The organism is Nocardioides sp. Root140 (assembly GCF_001426745.1).
In the GTDB taxonomy this organism is placed as follows: domain Bacteria; phylum Actinomycetota; class Actinomycetes; order Propionibacteriales; family Nocardioidaceae; genus Nocardioides.
Map to the genome: position 1 here is coordinate 551,080 of NZ_LMFI01000001.1, position 16,376 is coordinate 567,455.

Annotated in this window: 17 protein-coding genes and 1 riboswitch; of the genes, 10 read left to right on the forward strand and 7 right to left on the reverse strand. The window is 69.8% G+C overall.

The annotated features are described in order from the left end of the window. Positions 1 to 177: 177 nt before the first annotated feature. From qcrB to ctaE, 4 genes are read right to left on the reverse strand one after another with little or no spacing between them, the layout of a single operon-like run. The gene (gene qcrB / locus ASD30_RS02700) at positions 178 to 1,941 is read right to left on the reverse strand and encodes a cytochrome bc1 complex cytochrome b subunit (protein WP_056676567.1); all 1,764 of its coding nucleotides are present in this window, start codon (positions 1,939 to 1,941) and stop codon (positions 178 to 180) included. Beyond that, positions 1,938 to 3,020, reverse strand: a complete 1,083-nt coding sequence (gene qcrA / locus ASD30_RS02705) for a cytochrome bc1 complex Rieske iron-sulfur subunit (RefSeq protein WP_056676570.1) — start codon at positions 3,018 to 3,020, stop codon at positions 1,938 to 1,940. Before qcrA ends, qcrB begins: the two co-directional genes overlap by 4 nt. After that, the gene (gene qcrC / locus ASD30_RS02710) at positions 3,017 to 3,910 is read right to left on the reverse strand and encodes a cytochrome bc1 complex diheme cytochrome c subunit (RefSeq protein ID WP_442938208.1); all 894 of its coding nucleotides are present in this window, start codon (positions 3,908 to 3,910) and stop codon (positions 3,017 to 3,019) included. Before qcrC ends, qcrA begins: the two co-directional genes overlap by 4 nt. Positions 3,911 to 3,941: 31 nt before the next feature. Continuing rightward, the gene (ctaE, locus tag ASD30_RS02715) at positions 3,942 to 4,589 is read right to left on the reverse strand and encodes an aa3-type cytochrome oxidase subunit III (RefSeq protein ID WP_056676573.1); all 648 of its coding nucleotides are present in this window, start codon (positions 4,587 to 4,589) and stop codon (positions 3,942 to 3,944) included. A 65-nt stretch (positions 4,590 to 4,654) separates the two neighbouring features. On the opposite strand from ctaE, the gene ASD30_RS02720 reads away from it, so the two are divergent. Genes ASD30_RS02720 through ASD30_RS02735 form a run of 4 tightly spaced genes read left to right on the forward strand, consistent with a single transcriptional unit; the run spans position 4,655 to position 7,642 of the window. Beyond that, positions 4,655 to 5,632 (forward strand): cytochrome c oxidase assembly protein, encoded by a 978-nt coding sequence (locus ASD30_RS02720; protein WP_235530027.1) that lies wholly within the window; start codon positions 4,655 to 4,657, stop codon positions 5,630 to 5,632. A 10-nt stretch (positions 5,633 to 5,642) separates the two neighbouring features. Next, on the forward strand, positions 5,643 to 6,053 hold the full coding sequence (locus tag ASD30_RS02725; protein ID WP_056676578.1) for an Rv3143 family two-component system response regulator: 411 nt from the start codon (positions 5,643 to 5,645) through the stop codon (positions 6,051 to 6,053). Further along, complete coding sequence (gene trpD, locus ASD30_RS02730; protein WP_056676581.1) at positions 6,050 to 7,084, forward strand: anthranilate phosphoribosyltransferase; 1,035 nt, start codon at positions 6,050 to 6,052, stop codon at positions 7,082 to 7,084. Before ASD30_RS02725 ends, trpD begins: the two co-directional genes overlap by 4 nt. A gap of 48 nt (positions 7,085 to 7,132) precedes the next feature. Then, positions 7,133 to 7,642, forward strand: a complete 510-nt coding sequence (locus tag ASD30_RS02735) for an OsmC family protein (protein WP_056676583.1) — start codon at positions 7,133 to 7,135, stop codon at positions 7,640 to 7,642. Positions 7,643 to 7,646: 4 nt separating this feature from the next. On the opposite strand, the gene ASD30_RS02740 is transcribed toward ASD30_RS02735, so the two are convergent. From ASD30_RS02740 to ASD30_RS02750, 3 genes are all read right to left on the reverse strand, one after another. Beyond that, complete coding sequence (locus tag ASD30_RS02740; RefSeq protein WP_056676588.1) at positions 7,647 to 8,267, reverse strand: YgjV family protein; 621 nt, start codon at positions 8,265 to 8,267, stop codon at positions 7,647 to 7,649. 64 nt (positions 8,268 to 8,331) lie between these two features. Beyond that, entirely contained in the window at positions 8,332 to 8,610 is a 279-nt protein-coding gene (locus tag ASD30_RS02745; RefSeq protein ID WP_056676591.1) for an Lrp/AsnC family transcriptional regulator, read from the reverse strand. Positions 8,611 to 8,669: 59 nt separating this feature from the next. After that, positions 8,670 to 10,451, reverse strand: a complete 1,782-nt coding sequence (locus tag ASD30_RS02750) for a DEDD exonuclease domain-containing protein (protein WP_056676595.1) — start codon at positions 10,449 to 10,451, stop codon at positions 8,670 to 8,672. A 91-nt stretch (positions 10,452 to 10,542) separates the two neighbouring features. Between ASD30_RS02750 and ASD30_RS02755 the strand changes: the two genes are divergently transcribed. From ASD30_RS02755 to ASD30_RS02780, 6 genes are all read left to right on the forward strand, one after another. Continuing rightward, entirely contained in the window at positions 10,543 to 10,803 is a 261-nt protein-coding gene (locus ASD30_RS02755; RefSeq protein ID WP_056676597.1) for a hypothetical protein, read from the forward strand. A 3-nt stretch (positions 10,804 to 10,806) separates the two neighbouring features. Continuing rightward, on the forward strand, positions 10,807 to 12,111 hold the full coding sequence (locus ASD30_RS02760) for an NYN domain-containing protein (protein ID WP_056676600.1): 1,305 nt from the start codon (positions 10,807 to 10,809) through the stop codon (positions 12,109 to 12,111). A gap of 145 nt (positions 12,112 to 12,256) precedes the next feature. Beyond that, on the forward strand, positions 12,257 to 12,463 hold the full coding sequence (locus ASD30_RS02765; RefSeq protein WP_056676602.1) for a hypothetical protein: 207 nt from the start codon (positions 12,257 to 12,259) through the stop codon (positions 12,461 to 12,463). Positions 12,464 to 12,669: 206 nt separating this feature from the next. Further along, positions 12,670 to 12,846, forward strand: a riboswitch (cyclic di-AMP (ydaO/yuaA leader). Positions 12,847 to 12,857: 11 nt separating this feature from the next. Further along, the gene (locus ASD30_RS02770) at positions 12,858 to 13,853 is read left to right on the forward strand and encodes a C40 family peptidase (RefSeq protein WP_056676604.1); all 996 of its coding nucleotides are present in this window, start codon (positions 12,858 to 12,860) and stop codon (positions 13,851 to 13,853) included. A 56-nt stretch (positions 13,854 to 13,909) separates the two neighbouring features. Further along, the gene (locus ASD30_RS02775) at positions 13,910 to 15,097 is read left to right on the forward strand and encodes a hypothetical protein (protein WP_156393494.1); all 1,188 of its coding nucleotides are present in this window, start codon (positions 13,910 to 13,912) and stop codon (positions 15,095 to 15,097) included. Beyond that, positions 15,094 to 16,356, forward strand: a complete 1,263-nt coding sequence (locus tag ASD30_RS02780) for a M48 family metallopeptidase (RefSeq protein ID WP_235532483.1) — start codon at positions 15,094 to 15,096, stop codon at positions 16,354 to 16,356. Before ASD30_RS02775 ends, ASD30_RS02780 begins: the two co-directional genes overlap by 4 nt. The last annotated feature ends 20 nt before the right edge of the window (positions 16,357 to 16,376 follow it).

The following is a 16,376-nucleotide window of genomic DNA, read 5'->3' on the forward strand; positions in this document are numbered from 1 at the left end:
CACAGCAAGTGTTGAAGATTCAACCAAAGGTGGGGCGCGGACATTCCCGGACGCGCCCAACGGCCGGACTGGCGACAGGTCGACCGGAACTGGCGACAGGTCGATCAATGACGAACCCCGCACCACCTCCGAGGAGGTGGTGCGGGGTTCGGGTGGTGCTGTGGGCTGACCCGGGGATCAGTGATCGCCGCGCAGGGCCTCACCGTCGACCGGGTGACGGCCGTCGAACTGGTGGCCGTCCGCCGAGTGGTCGAGACCGGCCTCGATCTCGTGGGCGTGCTCGTCGTCGGCGTGGTGGTGCGCCTCCTCGAGCTCCTGGGCGGTCGGCTTCTGCATGTTGTCGGCGAACAGGGCCGTGGACAACTTGCCGCGGACGCCGTCGAGCTTGCCGTCCTTGGAGGCCACGCCGTTGGCGTCGACACCCGAGCCCGGGACGAACACCTGGTCACGGTCACGCGCGGTGAGCGTGTAGGCGCTGTCCGCGCTGATCGGCAGGTGACGCTCGGTGTAGCCGCCCTCCGCGGACCGCATGATGATGCCGGTCTCGTAGCCGTGCAGCAGCTTCTCGTTGTCGTGACGCTGCAGCGAGATGCACCACCGCTTGGTGAAGATGAACACGATCACCGGGATGACGAACACTGCACCACGCATGAAGTAGGTGATGTGGTTCAGGTTCAGGTGGAACAGCACGGCGAGCACGTCGTTGCCGCCGGCGGCCCAGAGCAGCCCGTAGAGGGTGATCATCGCGGACAGGAAGGCGGTGCGCCCGGGGGCGTTGCGCGGACGCTGGAGCAGGTGGTGCTCCCGCTTGTCGCCGGTCACCCAGGCCTCCAGGAACGGCCAGGCCAGCACCGTCACGAGCAGGGCCACGGGCAGGATCTGGCCGGGCAGGAAGATGTTCCACGAGAGAGTGTGGCCCCAGAGGTGCGTCTCCCAGCCGGGCATGATGCGCAGCAGGCCCTCGGCGATACCCATGTACCAGTCGGGTTGCGAGCCTGCGGTCACCTTCGACGGGTCGTAGGGCCCGTACTTCCACACCGGGTTGATCGTCAGCAGGCCACCCATCAGGGCGCACATGCCGAACACGATGAAGAAGAAGCCACCGGCCTTGGCCATGTAGACCGGGAGCATCGGGAAGCCGACGACGTTCTCCTCGGTGCGTCCGGGGCCAGGCCACTGCGTGTGCTTGTGGTAGACGAGCAGCAGCATGTGGGCCGCGATCAGGGCCAGGATCAGGCCCGGGATCAGCAGGATGTGCGCCATGTAGAGGCGCGGGATGATGTCGTCGCCGGGGAACTCGCCACCGAACATGAAGAACGACATGTAGGTGCCGACCACCGGGGTGGCCTTGACCAGTCCGTCGGCGATTCTCATGCCGGTGCCGGAGAGCAGGTCGTCGGGGAGCGAGTAGCCCGCGAATCCTTCGACGATGCCCAGCAGGATCAGCACACCGCCGATGATCCAGTTGACCTCACGCGGCTTGCGGAACGCGCCGGTCAGGAAGACGCGCATCATGTGCACGAGCATCGCGGCGATGAAGAGCATGGCCGCCCAGTGGTGCATCTGGCGCACCATCAGGCCACCGCGGACGTCGAACGATATGTCCAGCGTCGAGGCGAAGGCCTCGGACATGTGCATGCCGTTGAGCTCGGCGTACGAGCCGAAGTACTGGACCTCGACCATCGACGGCTTGAACCAGAAGGTCAGGAAGACGCCGGTGATGAGGAGTACGACGAAGCTCCACAGCGCGATCTCGCCGAGCATGAAGGACCAGTGGTCCGGGAAGACCTTGCGCAGGTTCTTCTTGGCGGCAGTGGCCAGGCCGAGCCGCTCGTCGGCCCAGCCGACGACCTTGGCACCGCGGCCGGTCTTCTTGGCCGAGGCGGGGCTCTTGCCGTTGGTGGAGGCCACGGAGCCGCCCACGTTCGCGGATGTGCTCATTTGGAGTCACGCTCCCAGTAGCTAGGTCCGACTGGTTCCCTGAAGTCGCTCTGTGCCACGAGGTAGCCATTCTCCACCCTCAGCGGGAGCTGGGGGAGGGGGCGGGCAGCCGGACCGAACACGACGCGCCCGCCATCGGCGAGGTCGAAGGTCGACTGGTGGCACGGGCAGAGCAGGTGGTGGCTCTGCTGCTCGTTCAGGGAGATCGGGCAACCGACGTGTGTGCAGATCTTGGAGTAGGCCACGATGCCGTCGACCTGCCAGTTCTGCGGGCTGCGCTCGGAGAACGTGAGGTCCTTGGGCTCCATGCGGAGCAGGATCACGGCAGCCTTGGACTTGGCGACCTGGAGGTCGACACCCTCGAGGTACTCGACGCCGCGGGCCTCACCCTCGGCGACGTCCTCCTCGTGGTGCAGGGTGACCAGACCCTCGGGCTGGGCGTTCATCAGGTCGCCCACCTCGAGCTGGCTCGGCTTGACCGGGGTGCCGGTCACGTCGCGCACGATGCGGGTGCCCTTGGCCCAGACGGTGCTCTCGAGCTTCTTGCCGGGCAGGGTGCCGAGGTCCCGCAGGCCCACGATCAGCGGCAGGCCGAGCATGCCCATGGCACCGAGCATGGTGTTGCGGATCAGCGGACGACGGGCGATGCCCGACTCCTCGAGACCGGCGGAAAGCTGCGCCAGCGTCTCCTCGCGGTCCTCGGGGGAGGACGCCGCGGGGTGGCGCATCTCGAAGATCTCGACGTCGCCCATGAGCTTGCGGGCCCAGTGGATGACGCCGATGCCGATGAACATCAGGGCCAGGCCCAGCGTCGCACCGAGGGCGACGTTGGAGGCGCCGAGGCCGATGAACGTGTCGGTCTCGTCCTTGATGTCGAGGGTGAAGTAGGCGACGCAGAACAGCACGGCGCAGATCATCGACAGGACGAAGAAGGCGGCGACCTGTCGCTCGGCACGGCGCTCGGCCTTGACGTCGACGTCGGTCGGGCGCGGCTTGTGGGCCGGGAGGCCCGGGTTCGCGATCGGCTCCTCGACGGAGGCCGGAAGGTGGTTCGACTCGGTGTCGTGGTGGTCGCTCACGCGGGCGTCTCCTCGCTGTGCTCGGTCTTCTCGGAGCGCGCGGAGTGCGCCGCGATCCAGTAGGCGAAGCCGATCAGGCCGCCGATGCCCAGGAGCCAGGCGAACATGCCCTCGCTCACGGGGCCGATGCCGCCGAGGCTGAAGCCGCCGTACCCGGGGTTCTCCTCGATGGAGTTGAGGTAGGCGATGATCGCGGCCTTGTCCTCGGGGGCGATGTTGCCGTTGGAGAAGACGTCCATCTGCTGCGGGCCGGTCAGCATGGCCTCGTAGAGGTGCTTGTCCGAGGTCTTGCGCAGGCTGGGGGCCTTCTTGCCCTCGGGCATGGCTCCGCCCGAGCCCTCGAAGTTGTGACAGGCCGAGCAGTTGGCCAGGAACAGCTGGCCGCCCTTGACGATGGCCTCGCGCTGCTCGTCCTTGCTCAGGTGGTCGATCGAGTAGTCGTCCTCGGTGGGGATCGACGGGCCGGGGCCGAGCGAGGCGACGTACGCCGAGAGGGCCTTGACCTCGTCGTCGGTGTAGACCTTGTCCTTGACCGCGGCCTGCTGGCCGGGCTGGACCATCGGCATACGGCCGGTGCCGACCTGGAAGTCGACGGCGGCAGCGCCGACACCGACCAGCGACGGGCCGAGCTGGCCGGTCTGGCTGGTGATGCCTTCACCGTTCTGGCCGTGGCAGAAGGCGCAGCCCACGAGGAACAGCTCGCGGCCCTGCGCGATCTCGGCATCATCGGTGCCGTTCTGCTTGTCGGCAGACGCCGGCGCGAACGCGGCGTAGAGGGCACCGGTGAAGAACAGCCCGAGAAGCATCACGAGCAGCCCGGCGAGGGGACGCCTGCGGTGCCGCGAGAGCCGGCCGGCCACACGGTTGAGTGGGCGATTGAGAAGACGCACGTTCAGTCCCTAGGTCCTAGATCTTTCGGGCTTACTTGATCAGATAGATGGTCGCGAACAGCGCGATCCAGACGACGTCGACGAAGTGCCAGTAGTAGGACACGACGATCGCGCTCACCGCCTGCTCGTGGGTGAACTTGCGCGCGAGGTAGGTCCGTCCGAGGACGAACAGGAAGGCGATGAGGCCGCCGGTCACGTGGATGCCGTGGAAGCCGGTGGTCAGGTAGAAGACCGTGCCGTAGGCGTTGGCCGGGATGGTGAGGCCCTCGTGGATGAGCTCGGCGTACTCGGTGGCCTGACCACCGATGAAGACGGCGCCCATGATGAACGTGAGGATGAACCACTCCCGCAGGCCCCAGCCCTTCACGTTGAAGACAGAGCCCGTGCGTCCGACCTGGCCGCGCTCGGCGGCGAAGACGCCCAGCTGGCAGGTCACCGACGAGAGCACCAGGATCGTGGTGTTCGCCGAGGAGAACGGGATGTTCAGGAGCTCCGTCTCGCTCGCCCACAGGGCAGAGCTCTGGGCCCTGATCGTGAAGTAGCACGCGAACAGCGCAGCAAAGAACATCAGCTCACTGGAGAGCCAGATGATCGTGCCTACGCTGACCATGCTGGGACGGTCATGATGCCCGTGAAGACGGGACGCCGGAATCGCAGTTGCAGTCGCCACGGGCCTCATTATGTCTGTACCGCGGCCGGAGGGCACCCCGACCCCCTGATCTTGGGCGTCATAAAGTTCACACCGTGGACTTTCCCCGTGTGATCGCGCCTTTCACGGCCGGTGTCGACCTCCCCGAATTCACTTTCGGGCGTGTCTTCACCGCCTGGACCCTGGACCCGTTGCTCTTCATCGGAGCAGTCTGGGTGACCGGGCTCTACCTGACCGGCGTCGTGGTGCTGAGGCGCCGTGGCGACCACTGGCCGATCGGGCGGACGCTGGCCTTCGTGGTGGCCGGCATGGGCGGATTCCTCTTCGTGACCGCCTCGGGGGTGTCGACGTACGACACGACGCTGCTGAGCGTGCACATGGTGCAGCACATGATCCTGTCGATGTGGGTGCCGTTGTTCCTGGCGCTGGGCGCTCCGGTGACGCTCGCCCTGCGCACCCTGCCCGGCACGTCGAGCAGGGGTCCCCGCGGGTGGCTGCTGATCGCCCTGCACTCGCGGGTGGCGGCGGTGCTCGCCTTCCCGCCGCTGGCCTTCGCGCTCTACGTGCTCTCGCCGTGGGCGCTCTACTTCTCCGGTTGGTACGACGCCTCGCTGAGCTCGACGTACGTCCACGAGATCATGCACGTGCACCTGGTGACGGTGGGTGCCCTGTTCTTCTGGCCGCTGCTCGGCATCGATCCGGTCCCGGGACGCGTGGGCTACCCGTTCCGCCTGCTGCTGATCGTCCTGACGCTGCCGTTCCACGCCTTCCTCGGGATCACGATCATGGACCAGCAGTCGATGATCGGCGGCGACCACTACCGGGAGCTCCGCGAGGGCCCGATGGGCTCCTGGCTCCCGTCCATCGCCTCCGACCAGCACCTGGCCGGCGGCATCCTCTGGGCCTCGGGTGACCTGATCGGGTTGATCTTCTTCGGGGTGCTGTTCACCCAGTGGGTGCGCGCGTCGATCGCCGAGGCGAGGCGCGAGGACCGCCGGCTGGACCGCGAGGAGGCCCGGGCCGAGAACGCGTCGAAACCACCTCGCGAGACCACCGGCACCGACGCCGGATAGCATCGACACCGTGACCGACACCACTGCGCCCCCGCTCCAGATCCTGGTCTACAGCGACGACGTCAACATCAGGCAGCAGGTGATCCTCGCCCTCGGCCGCCGTCCGCACCCCGACCTGCCCGAGTTCGAGTACGTCGAGGTCGCCACCGAGCCCGTCGTGATCCAGCACATGGACGCCGGCAACGTCGACCTCGCGATCCTCGACGGCGAGGCGGTCCCGGCGGGCGGCATGGGCATCGCCAAGCAGCTCAAGGACGAGATCTACGAGTGCCCGCCCGTGCTGGTGCTGACCGGTCGGCCGCAGGACGCCTGGCTGGCCACGTGGTCGCGGGCAGAGGCCGCCGTGTCGCACCCGATCGACCCGATCCAGCTCGCCGAATCCGTGATCGGGCTGCTCCGCTCACGGGTGCCGGCCACGTGAGCGCCCTGACCTGGCCCGACGTACTCACCACGGCGATCGGTCGCACGGACCTGTCCGCCGAGCAGACCCGCTGGGCCATGGGCGAGATCCTCTCCGGGTCGGCCACGCCGTCGCAGATCGCCGCCTTCGCGGTCGCGCTGCGCACCAAGGGCGAGACCGTCGAGGAGGTCACCGGACTGGTCGACGCGATGTTCGAGAAGGCCACGCCACTGAAGATCCCCGGTCGCAGCGTCGACATCGTGGGCACCGGTGGTGACCGTTCCTTCTCGGTGAACATCTCGTCGATGTCGGCGATCGTCGCGGCCGGCGCAGGTGCCCTGGTGGTCAAGCACGGCAACCGGTCGGCCTCGTCGAAGTCGGGTTCCGCCGACGTGCTCGAAGCAATGGGGGTCCGACTCGACCTCGCACCGGACGCCGTCGCCGAGGTCGCGGCCAAGGCCGGGATCACCTTCTGCTTCGCGCCGATCTTCCACTCGGCCCTGCGCCACGCCGGCGTGCCGCGCAAGGAGCTCGGCATCGCCACGTTCTTCAACATCCTCGGTCCGTTGTCCAACCCGGCCCAGCCGGCGGCCGCGGCCATCGGCTGCGCCTTTCCCGACATGCCACCGGTGCTGGCCGGTGTCTTCGCCCACCGTGGCGTCGACGCCCTGGTCTTCCGAGGCGACGACGGGCTCGACGAGCTGACCACGACGACGACGTCCTCCGTCTGGGCCGTCCGCAACGGGTCGATCGAGCAGTCCAGCATCGATCCCCGAGAGCTGGGCATTCCGCTGGCCACCGCCGAGGACCTCCGGGGCGGCGACACCGCGCACAACGCCGACGTCATTCGCCGGGTCCTCGACGGAGAGCCCGGACCGGTCCGGGACGCCGTCGTGCTCAACGCGGGTGCGGCCCTCGCGGTGCACGCGGGCGAGACCGACGACGTCGCCGAGGGCGTGGCGGCCGGCATGGAGCGGGCCCGTGCGGCGATCGACAGCGGTGCCGCCAAGGCTGCCCTGGCCCGCTGGGTCAGCGCCTGCGCCGAGGCCTGAGCCCGACACTTCGCCCCTCCGGGGCCATTTCCGTGCTCCCATGGACGCATGGATGCCGAGGAACTGCGAGCCGCGCAGGCGCCGCTCAAGGCGCGCTACCGCACGAACCCGTCCGACGCCGTCACCCCAGTGTCGGCCGTCGCTGACTACCGGGACGACGGGGTCACCTGCACCGTCGAGGGATTCGCCGGACCGGTCCGGGCCGGCCTGCACCCGGCCACCGGTGGCACCGGCGACGACGCCTGCAGTGGCGACCTGTTGCTCCAGGCCCTTCTTGCGTGTGCCGGGGTGACGCTCCGTGCCGTCGCGACGGCGTACGGCGTGGAGATTGCCGGCGCCCACCTGCGGGTGGACGGCACCTTCGACGCCCGGGGCACCCTCGGCCTCGACCGCGACGCACCCGTCGGGGTCTGCGACGTCGTGGTGGTCGCCGAGCTGGAGACCAGCGCCGACGACGCGCTCCTCGCGAAGCTGGCCGCGGCCACCGAGCGCTACTGCGTCGTGGGTCGCAGCCTGACCACCCCGCCGACGTTCGTCGTACGTCGGGCCGGGGAGTGACCGGCTACACGTCGAGCGCGTACGACGAGCCGTCGTGGGTGAAGCCGAGCCTGTCGTAGTAGGGGCCGACCATGGTGGGAGAGGTGACCACGCGCCGGATGCCGTGGTCGCGGAGCAGGCTGCTGCTGCGCCACACGAACCGGCCGGGCGAGAAGTCGCGGAATCGCGGCGTCACGTAGTCGAGTCGCACGTGGGCGGTGCCGGCGTCGACGGCCAGCACCACGACTCCGACGGTCTCCTGGCCCTTCTGGACGAGGAAGACGGTGTCGTCTGTCGCAGGAGCGTCGAAGTCCGGCTGGAACCTCACGATGTCGGCCCGGTTGCCGCGCAGCACGTGGGCGACGTACGCGTCGTCGGGCCGGACCTCGAGCACCTCGAAGACTGTGGCGTCGTCACGCGCCGAGACCAGCCTCACGATGAACCAGAGGTTGATCACGCTGAGCACGATGTTCATGGCGAGCATCGGCCAGATCTCCAGGAGCCCGTTGAACACGGCCAGCACGAGACAGGCGACCAGGTTGAGCACCCGGAAGCGCAGCACGCGGGCCTGCATCAGGGAGAAGACCAGCAGTGTGCTGCCACCCCACCCGAGGATGTCGAGCCAGTGGTCGGAGAGCCAGTCCATGGGCGAAGGCTAGCGGCGTCCTCGGGTCGGCGTGGGGAGTTGCTGCTGGCCGCAGCCGCTGCGGTCAGTCCAGGCCGAGGGAGAACGCGGACTCGAGGTCGTGCTGGGAGTAGGCACGGAACGCGATGTGCGTCTCGGTGGCGGTGACCCCGTCGACCTTGTTGAGGCGATCGGCGACGACGTCGGCGACGTCGTCGTGGTTCTTCACGCGCACCAGGGCGATCAGGTCGATCTCCCCGGTGACCGAGTAGACCTCGCTGACCCCTTCGAGGGCGGCGATCGACTCGGCGACCTCGGGGATGCGGGAGACGTCGGCGTGGACGAAGACGATGGCGGTGATCACACGGTCAACGGTAGCGGGTGACCCGGACGGGCGTGGACCGACTCAGGGTGGATGCGGGGTCACCGGGCGGGCTGGTGGACGGTCGTGATGTCGCGGCGGTCGTCGAAGGGCACGAGGGACAACCGCGACTGGTTCACCGCGTCGTGCAGGGCGAGGTGGCGGCGCGCACCACGCAGCGGGCAGGTCCATTCGCCGTCGACGTCGACCAGGCGGATGCCGTCGGACTCGAGCCAGGTGAGCACCTTCTCGGACTCCTCGGCCGACGCGGCGGGCACTGGACCGGGTGCGTCGGCGACGGCCTCGGCGGAGGCCTTCAGGTCGGCGACGAACTGGTGGGCGTCCGTGCCGGCGGGGATCACGCCGGCGGCCGCCAGGCGCCCGTGGCGCACCACGTGCACCGACCAGCGACCGTTGTCCTCGCGGCGGGCCGCGACCACCTCGGTGCACCGGGACAGGGCGGAGAGCCGCTGGGTGCGGGCCGCGGCGCGGAGGAACGAGGCCAGCCGGTCGCGGTGCACCCCGGCCTCCTCGAAGCGCTCGTCGTCGGCGAGCTGGGCCATGCGTTGGTTGATCGTCTCGACGACCTCGTCGGGGTCGTGGAGCAGTGTGTCGCGCAGCCTGCTGACCACGGCGGCGTACGCCGACTCGTCGGTGCTGCCGTCGCAGGGCGCGAGGCAACGGTCCATCTCGGCCAGCACACAGGGGGAGCGGGTCGGGGTGGCGCCGAGCCGGTCGGTGCACTGGCGGATCGGGAAGGCCTCGTGCAGGGCGGCCAACGAGCGCTCGGCGGTCTGCCGCGACGAGAAGGGTCCGATGTAGTCGGCGTCGTCGTCGAGCACCTTGCGGACCAGGGACAGCCTCGGCCACGTTTCGCGAGTGAGCTTGAGGAAGTGCACCTTCTCGGGAAAGCGCGAGCGGCGGTTGTAGGTCGGCTTGTGCTCGGCGATCAGGCGCAGCTCGCGGACCTGGGCCTCGAGCACGGTGGCGCACTCGATGCCGGTGACCTTGGTGGCGAGCCGCACCATCTCACCCATGCGCGAGCGGGTCTCGGAGGCCGTGAAGTAGGAACGCACACGGGTGCGCAGGTCGCGGGACGTGCCGATGTAGAGGACCCGGTCGCTGGCGTCGCGGAAGAGGTAGACGCCCGGTGCATGGGGGAGCCGCTCGGCGAGGTGGCGCTTCTTGCGCTGCGCCGAGCTGACCCGGGAGGAGAAGGTCTGGAGCTCTTCGAGGGTGTGCACGCCGAGGGCGCCCAGGCGCTCCATCAGCCCGTGGAGCACGTCGACGGTCGCGCGGGCGTCGGAGAGCGCCCGGTGGTTGGGCGTGGTGTCGGCGTTGAACAGCACCGCCAGGGAGGAGAGCTTGCAGTTGGGGGCGTCGTCCCGGGTGATCACCCGGCGGGCCAGCTTGGCGGTGTCGAGCACCTCGAAGCGCGGCCACGGGCGTTGTTGCTGCTCGGCGAAGTGCTTGAGGAACCCGACGTCGAAGGGTGCGTTGTGGGCCACCAGCACGCAGCCGGCGGCGAACTCGAGGAACGCAGGCAGCGCGGACTCGATCGGGGGAGCGTCGGCGACCATCGAGTTGGTGATGCCGGTCAGCACGGCGATGAAGGGCGGGATGGTGTCGTGGGGGTTCACCAGGGTCTGGAACTCGCCGAGGATCTCGCCGCCGCGCACCTTGACCGCGCCGATCTCGGTGATCATCGAACCCGCCGCCGCCGAACCCCCGGTGGTCTCGAGGTCGACCACGCAGAACGTGATGTCGCGGAGGGGTCGGCCGAGCTCGTCGAAACTGCGTTGCACCTCCCATCGGGAAGGCGCACCCTGAACCGCATTGCTCATGTCCCCGACGCTAGATGTGGGCACCGACAATCCCGGCAGGGCGCGCCCCATAGGCTGGGGATGTTCGTCAAGCAACCCTGAAGGAGCCCCCGTGACCGCACAGATTCCCGACACGACCAACCGTTGGCGGTGTGGTGGGTGCGGCAACCTGACGCGCTTCGACGTGACCCGCACCCGCCGTACGGCGGAGTACTGGCACTTCGACCTGTCCGGGGAGCCGGTCGTCGAGAGCACCGAGGTGAAGGCCGAGACCGTCGAGTCGGTGTCCTGCCGCTGGTGCGGTCGCGACGACGCGATCGAGCTGATCGACCGCAACGAGGCGGCCGTGTCCGAGGACCCGGCCAAGGACTGACCCATGGCGACGGACGCAGCGGAGCGGACCGGCGGGCAGATGCCCGAGCCGGTGCGCGCCCGCGTGCTCTCCCTCGCCGCCGACGCCCTGCCGAAGGTGAGCGAGCTGCCGGCCTCCCTGCGCAAGGTCGCGTCCTTCGCCCCCAACCGCCGGGCCCGGCTCGGCGGCACCCAGATCGCGGCGGCCCTCGAGACCGACGACGACTTCCGCGGCCACCTCTCCACCCAGGTCGCGGCCACCCAGCCCGACCTCGCGGAGGCGATCGGCGACGGTGTCGCCCCCGAGGCGGCTGACCCGGTGGAGCTGGCGGCGTTCCTGTGGCTCCTGCGTCCGGAGGGGTGGGAGGCTTCGTACGCCGACGCGTGTGCGCGCACCGTCACCGGTGAGGCCACCGTCGACACTGCCCAGCTCGAGCGGCTCCAGACGAAGGTCGACCAGGCCGAGGGGCGCATCAAGCAGCTCAAGGCCGAGCACAAGGACCAGGTCGCCGAGCTCAAGACCGAGAACGCGTCCCTGCGTCGCAAGCTGGGGGAGGCCCGGGCCTCCGGACGCTCGACCAGCGCCGATGCCGAGAAGGCGATCGTGCTGGCCGAGGAGGTGCGACTCAAGGCGGAGGCCGGCCTGGCCAGTGCCGAGTCCGAGTCCCGACGCCTGCGCGCCCAGGTCGAAGAGCTCCAGGCCACGTTGTCGGCCGCCCGCCGCGAGGTGCGCACCGACAAGGACGCCGCCACCCTCCGTGCCCGGGTCCTGCTCGACACCTTGCTCGATGCCGGCCAGGGACTGCGCCGCGAGCTGGCCCTGCCGACCGTCACCGGCTCTCCGGCGGACGCCGTCGAGGCCGACCTCGCGCTCGCCGGCACGCGTACGCCGAGCGCGGCCGGCTCGCTGGGCCCGTCCAGCCCGGCGCTTCTCGAACAGTTCCTCGCCATGCCCCGGGCGCGGCTGATCATCGACGGCTACAACGTCAGCAAGACGGCCTGGCCCGACTCGACGCTCGAGGCCCAGCGGATCCGCCTCCTCAACGGGCTCGCGCCGTTGATCGCGCGCACCGGGGTCGACACCACCGTCGTGTTCGACGCGGCAGCGCAGTCCTCGCGCGGCCCGGTCAACGCGCCCCGCGGCGTCAAGGTGCTCTTCAGTCCCGAGGGCGTCATCGCCGACGACGTCATCCGCGACCTCGTCGCGGCCGAGCCCCAGGGACGGGTCGTGGTGGTCGTCTCCTCCGACCGGGAGATCGCCGGCGACGTACGCCGGTCCGGTGCCAAGCCGATGGCCTCGTCGGCGCTCGTGGCCCTCCTCGCCCGCTGAGCCCCGAGACCGCCCCGCGGTCGGGCCGACCGGCCCGCTGCCCGGTGTGTGGTCCGGCGGTCCCGGACCGTTGTCGGTGGTCCCTGCCAGAGTGCGTCACAGCCGGGAACTTCCCCTCCCGGACCGATGAGAGACGAGGACACCCATGACCTTGCGAATCGACTGTGACAGCTGCGAAGTCCGCGGCCTGGCCTGCCACGACTGTGTGGTGACCGTGCTGCTCGGGCCGCCGCCCGAGCTGGCGTTCGACGACGACGAGCAGCGGGCCCTCGACGTACTCGCCGACTCGGGCCTGGTGCCGCCGCTGCGCATGGTGACGCCGCTGGCCGGTCCTGAGGTCGAGTCCGCCTGAGCCCGCCTCCCGCCCGGCCTGCCCCGGCCGAGCCGACAGCTCCCACGCTGCCTCGCGTGGGGCTGGTGTGACGCATGACACGTCACGGCGCGCCGCCGTGGCATGAAACACCCCGCGACATCCGCTCCGAGGGTTTGCCGCGGAGTGCAACCACGTCTAATCTTGCTGCTTCAGGTGCCCGTACCAGTTGGTCAAACAGGACCGGCTCGGGTGCCACGCCGAATTCGATGCCGAGGACGGGGAAGTCCGAGGCGGAGAAACCGGGGACCCACGTATCCCTGGGGTGAATCACACGCAAGGCGGAGCGATCCGTGGAGCGTGTGTAGGGCTTCTTTGTGCCCGAACCCGTCAGCTCACCCGGTAGGCGTCGACAAAGAGGGAGTACGTCCGCTACATGCACCACGGACGGAAGCGCATTCTTGCTGGCCTGGCCAGCAGCGCCATTGCAGTCATCGGCATCACCGCCATCCCCGCAGCGCCGGGCAACGCCGAGCCTGACATCGACGATGTCAAGGCCCGCGTCGACAAGCTCTACCACCAGGCAGAGCAGGCCTCCGAGCGCTCCAACGACGCAAAGCTCAAGCTCGACGACCTCGAGGCCGACCTCGCCGCCCTGAAGGCCGACGAGAAGAAGCAGCAGGCCAAGGTCGACTCGATGACCAGCACGGTCAGCGACGCCGTGGCCGCGCAGTACGAAGGCCAGGACATCTCGACGACCGGCCAGTTGGTGCTCTCCAACAGCCCCGACGAGTTCCTCTCCGACCTCAACACGGTCTCGAGCTACAACGACGTGCAGGCCGACACGGTCGCGGACTACACCCGTGAGACCGACTCCCTGGAGATCCGCCGCGAGGCGACCCAGGAGCGCGCCGACGAGCTCGCCGACGCCCAGGCCGACCTCGAGGAGAACAAGGACGAGGCCGACGCCAAGCTCGCCGAGGCCAAGGAGCTGCTCGGCAAGCTCGAGGAGGAGGAGCGGGCCCGGCTCGACACCGAGGCCAGCCGCGGCACCACGCGTCTGCCCGCCAACGTGCCGGCCTCCGGCCGTGCCGCCGCTGCCGTGAACTACGCGATGGCCCAGGTCGGCGACGCCTACGTCTACGGCGCAGCCGGCCCGAGCGCGTTCGACTGCTCCGGCCTGACCATGATGGCGTGGGCGCAGGCCGGCGTCGGCCTGCCGCACTCCTCGAGCGCCCAGATGGGCTCCGGCACCAGCGTCTCCTCGGGCGACCTGCAGCCCGGCGACCTGGTGTTCTACTACAGCCCGGTCAGCCACGTCGGCATGTACATCGGCAACGGCATGATCGTGCACGCGGCCAACCCGGGCAGCGGCGTCACCACCGCCGGCGTCTTCTCCATGCCGTACTCCGGCGCAGTCCGCCCGGGCTGATCGGCACCACCCTGAACGACAGCTCAGCATCGAAGGCCGGTCGCCCACTCTGGTGGGTGGCCGGCCTTTCGCTTGCCCTCGTGGTGGGCGTGCTCGTCTTCTGGCTCCGCCAGGACGACGACGCCGAGACGCCGCGGGTCCTGGACTCACCGTCGGCCCGCCAGGACCTCGCCGCCGCGGCGCTGGCGGACCTGCAGACGGCGGTCGGCGCGCGTGACAGGGCGCGACTCCACCCTGACGCCGGCGAGCTGGCCGAGACCGCGGTCGACAACGCCGAGGAGCTCCGGGTCGCCGGCTTCACCGCCCGCTACGTCGACGAGGATGCCGCTCTCACCGCCACACTCCCGGACGGACAGTGGGCCGCCGCGGTGGACACCACCTGGCGGTTCGCCGGCTACGACCCGCGTGAGGCCCACGCCGAGGTCACGTTCGTCTTCGCGCGCGAGGGCGATCACGCGGTGCTTGTCGACGTCGGTGGCGGCGGTCGCCGTACGCCCCTGTGGCTTGCCACCGCGCTCAACGTCAGCCGCACTCCGCAGGCGCTCGTGATGGCAGCGGGGGACCAGCCCGTCAACCGGTTCGCGCGGCAGGCCCGGGTGGCGGTGCGGGCGGTCGGGAAGGTCCTCCCGCCGTGGCGACAGAAGCTCGTGATGGTGGTGCCGGAGTCCGACGAGCAACTCGACGAGGTGCTGGCCGCCGACCCGGGGGAGTACGCCGAGATCGCCGCGGTGACCACCACGGTGGACGGGTCGCTCTCTCCGTCGGCGCCGGTGCACGTCTTCGTGAACCCGGAGGTCTTCTCGGGGCTACGACGCAACGGCGCCCAGGTGGTCACCACCCACGAGCTCGTGCACGTGGCCACGGGCGCCGCGACCGCGTCGAACACGCCGCTGTGGCTGCTCGAGGGCTTCGCCGACTACGTGGCGCTGCGCGACGTCACCCTGCCCCTGTCAGTCACCGCGGGCCAGGTCCTGGCGCAGGTACGCCGGGACGGGGCACCCCGGCACCTGCCGGCGGGCAACGAGTTCGACACGCACACCACCCACCTCGGAGCGTCGTACGAGGCCGCGTGGCTGGCCTGTCGGCTGCTGGCGCAGACTGGTTCCGAGCAGGACCTGCTGAGGCTGTACGACGAGGTGTCGGACGGCGCACCGGTGGGTGCTGCACTCCAGCAGGTCTACGGATTCGGCGAGAAGGAACTGGTGCAACGGTGGCGCAGGGAGCTCGAGAGACTGGCACGGTGATCGCGGGGGAGCAGCGGACCAGCCTCGTGACCCGTCGGCAACTGTGGGTGCTGACCGTGGGCGGAGCGTTGCTCTTCGTGCTGGTCGCGGCCGTGCTCGTGCCGTGGCAGCCGGTCCCGGGAGGCGCTCCCGATCCCGTTCCGGCCACCGACGTGCTCACGAGGGCACAGCTGGAGCGCGGTGAGGAGTTCGCGCGCCTGTCGCGCATCCTGAGCTGGTCGTCGCTCGCCGTCTCGCTCGTGGTCTCGTGCGTGCTCGGCTTCACCCGGCTCGGCACCCGGCTCCTGGGCCGTCGGTCCTGGCCGTGGCCGGTCACGGTCGTCGGGCTCACCGCTGCCGTGCTCGTCATCGGACGGCTGGCGACGCTGCCCTTCGCGGTGGCCCTGCGCGACCACCGTGTGGACTACGGGCTCACCACGCAGGGGCTGGGCGGCTGGGCGCTCGACCAGGTCAAGGGGCTCGGCCTCGCGATCGTGTTCACCTCGATCGCCCTGCTCGTGCTCTTCGGCTGCGTCCGGCGCTGGCGCACCTGGTGGCCCGCCGTCGTGGCCGGCATCTACGTCGTCCTCCTCCTGGGCGGTTCGTTCCTCTACCCCGTGGTGGTCGAGCCTGTGTTCAACGACTTCTCGTCGATGCCCGACGGGCCCATGCGCCAGGAGATCCTGGCCCTGGCCGACCAGGAGGGTGTCGCGGTCGACGACGTGCTGGTCGCCGACGCCTCGCGTCGTACGACGACCCTGAACGCCTATGTCTCCGGCTTCGGCGGCACCCGGCGCGTGGTGGTCTACGACAACCTGGTCGACCACCAGCCCGACGAGCAGGTGCTCTCGGTGGTGGCCCACGAGCTCGCCCACGCCAAGCACGACGACGTGCTGGTCGGCACCGCGCTCGGTGCCTTCGGCGCACTGGTCGGGGTGGGCCTGCTCGGACTGATCATGGGCCGACCGGGCCTTCGCCGACGGGCCGGCATCGAGGGACTGGCCGACCCCCGCGCCGTGGCGACCGTGCTGGCGCTGCTGGCGTTGGCGACCTTCTTCGTCAGCCCGGTCGAGAACACGATCAGTCGCAGGATCGAGATGCGCGCCGACGTGGACGCACTCGCGGTCACCCCGGCCTCGGCCATGGTGGACCTGCAACGCGAGCTGTGCCTGGGCGCGGTGTGCGACCCGACGCCACCGGCGTGGTCGCAGTTCTGGTTCGGCAGCCACCCCACGGCCCTGGAGCGCGTCGCGGTGGCCCGCAAGATCGGCAAGAAGTGACCCGCCTGAAATGACCCGCC

Coding starts and splice junctions, on each gene's coding strand:
- qcrB (WP_056676567.1), bottom strand. CDS start 1,941: ATGAGCACATCCGCGAACGTGGGCGGCTCCGTGGCCTCCACCAACGGC.
- ctaE (WP_056676573.1), bottom strand. CDS start 4,589: ATGAGGCCCGTGGCGACTGCAACTGCGATTCCGGCGTCCCGTCTTCAC.
- ASD30_RS02735 (WP_056676583.1), top strand. CDS start 7,133: ATGGATGCCGAGGAACTGCGAGCCGCGCAGGCGCCGCTCAAGGCGCGC.
- ASD30_RS02740 (WP_056676588.1), bottom strand. CDS start 8,267: ATGGACTGGCTCTCCGACCACTGGCTCGACATCCTCGGGTGGGGTGGC.
- ASD30_RS02750 (WP_056676595.1), bottom strand. CDS start 10,451: ATGAGCAATGCGGTTCAGGGTGCGCCTTCCCGATGGGAGGTGCAACGC.
- ASD30_RS02760 (WP_056676600.1), top strand. CDS start 10,807: ATGGCGACGGACGCAGCGGAGCGGACCGGCGGGCAGATGCCCGAGCCG.
- ASD30_RS02765 (WP_056676602.1), top strand. CDS start 12,257: ATGACCTTGCGAATCGACTGTGACAGCTGCGAAGTCCGCGGCCTGGCC.
- ASD30_RS02770 (WP_056676604.1), top strand. CDS start 12,858: ATGCACCACGGACGGAAGCGCATTCTTGCTGGCCTGGCCAGCAGCGCC.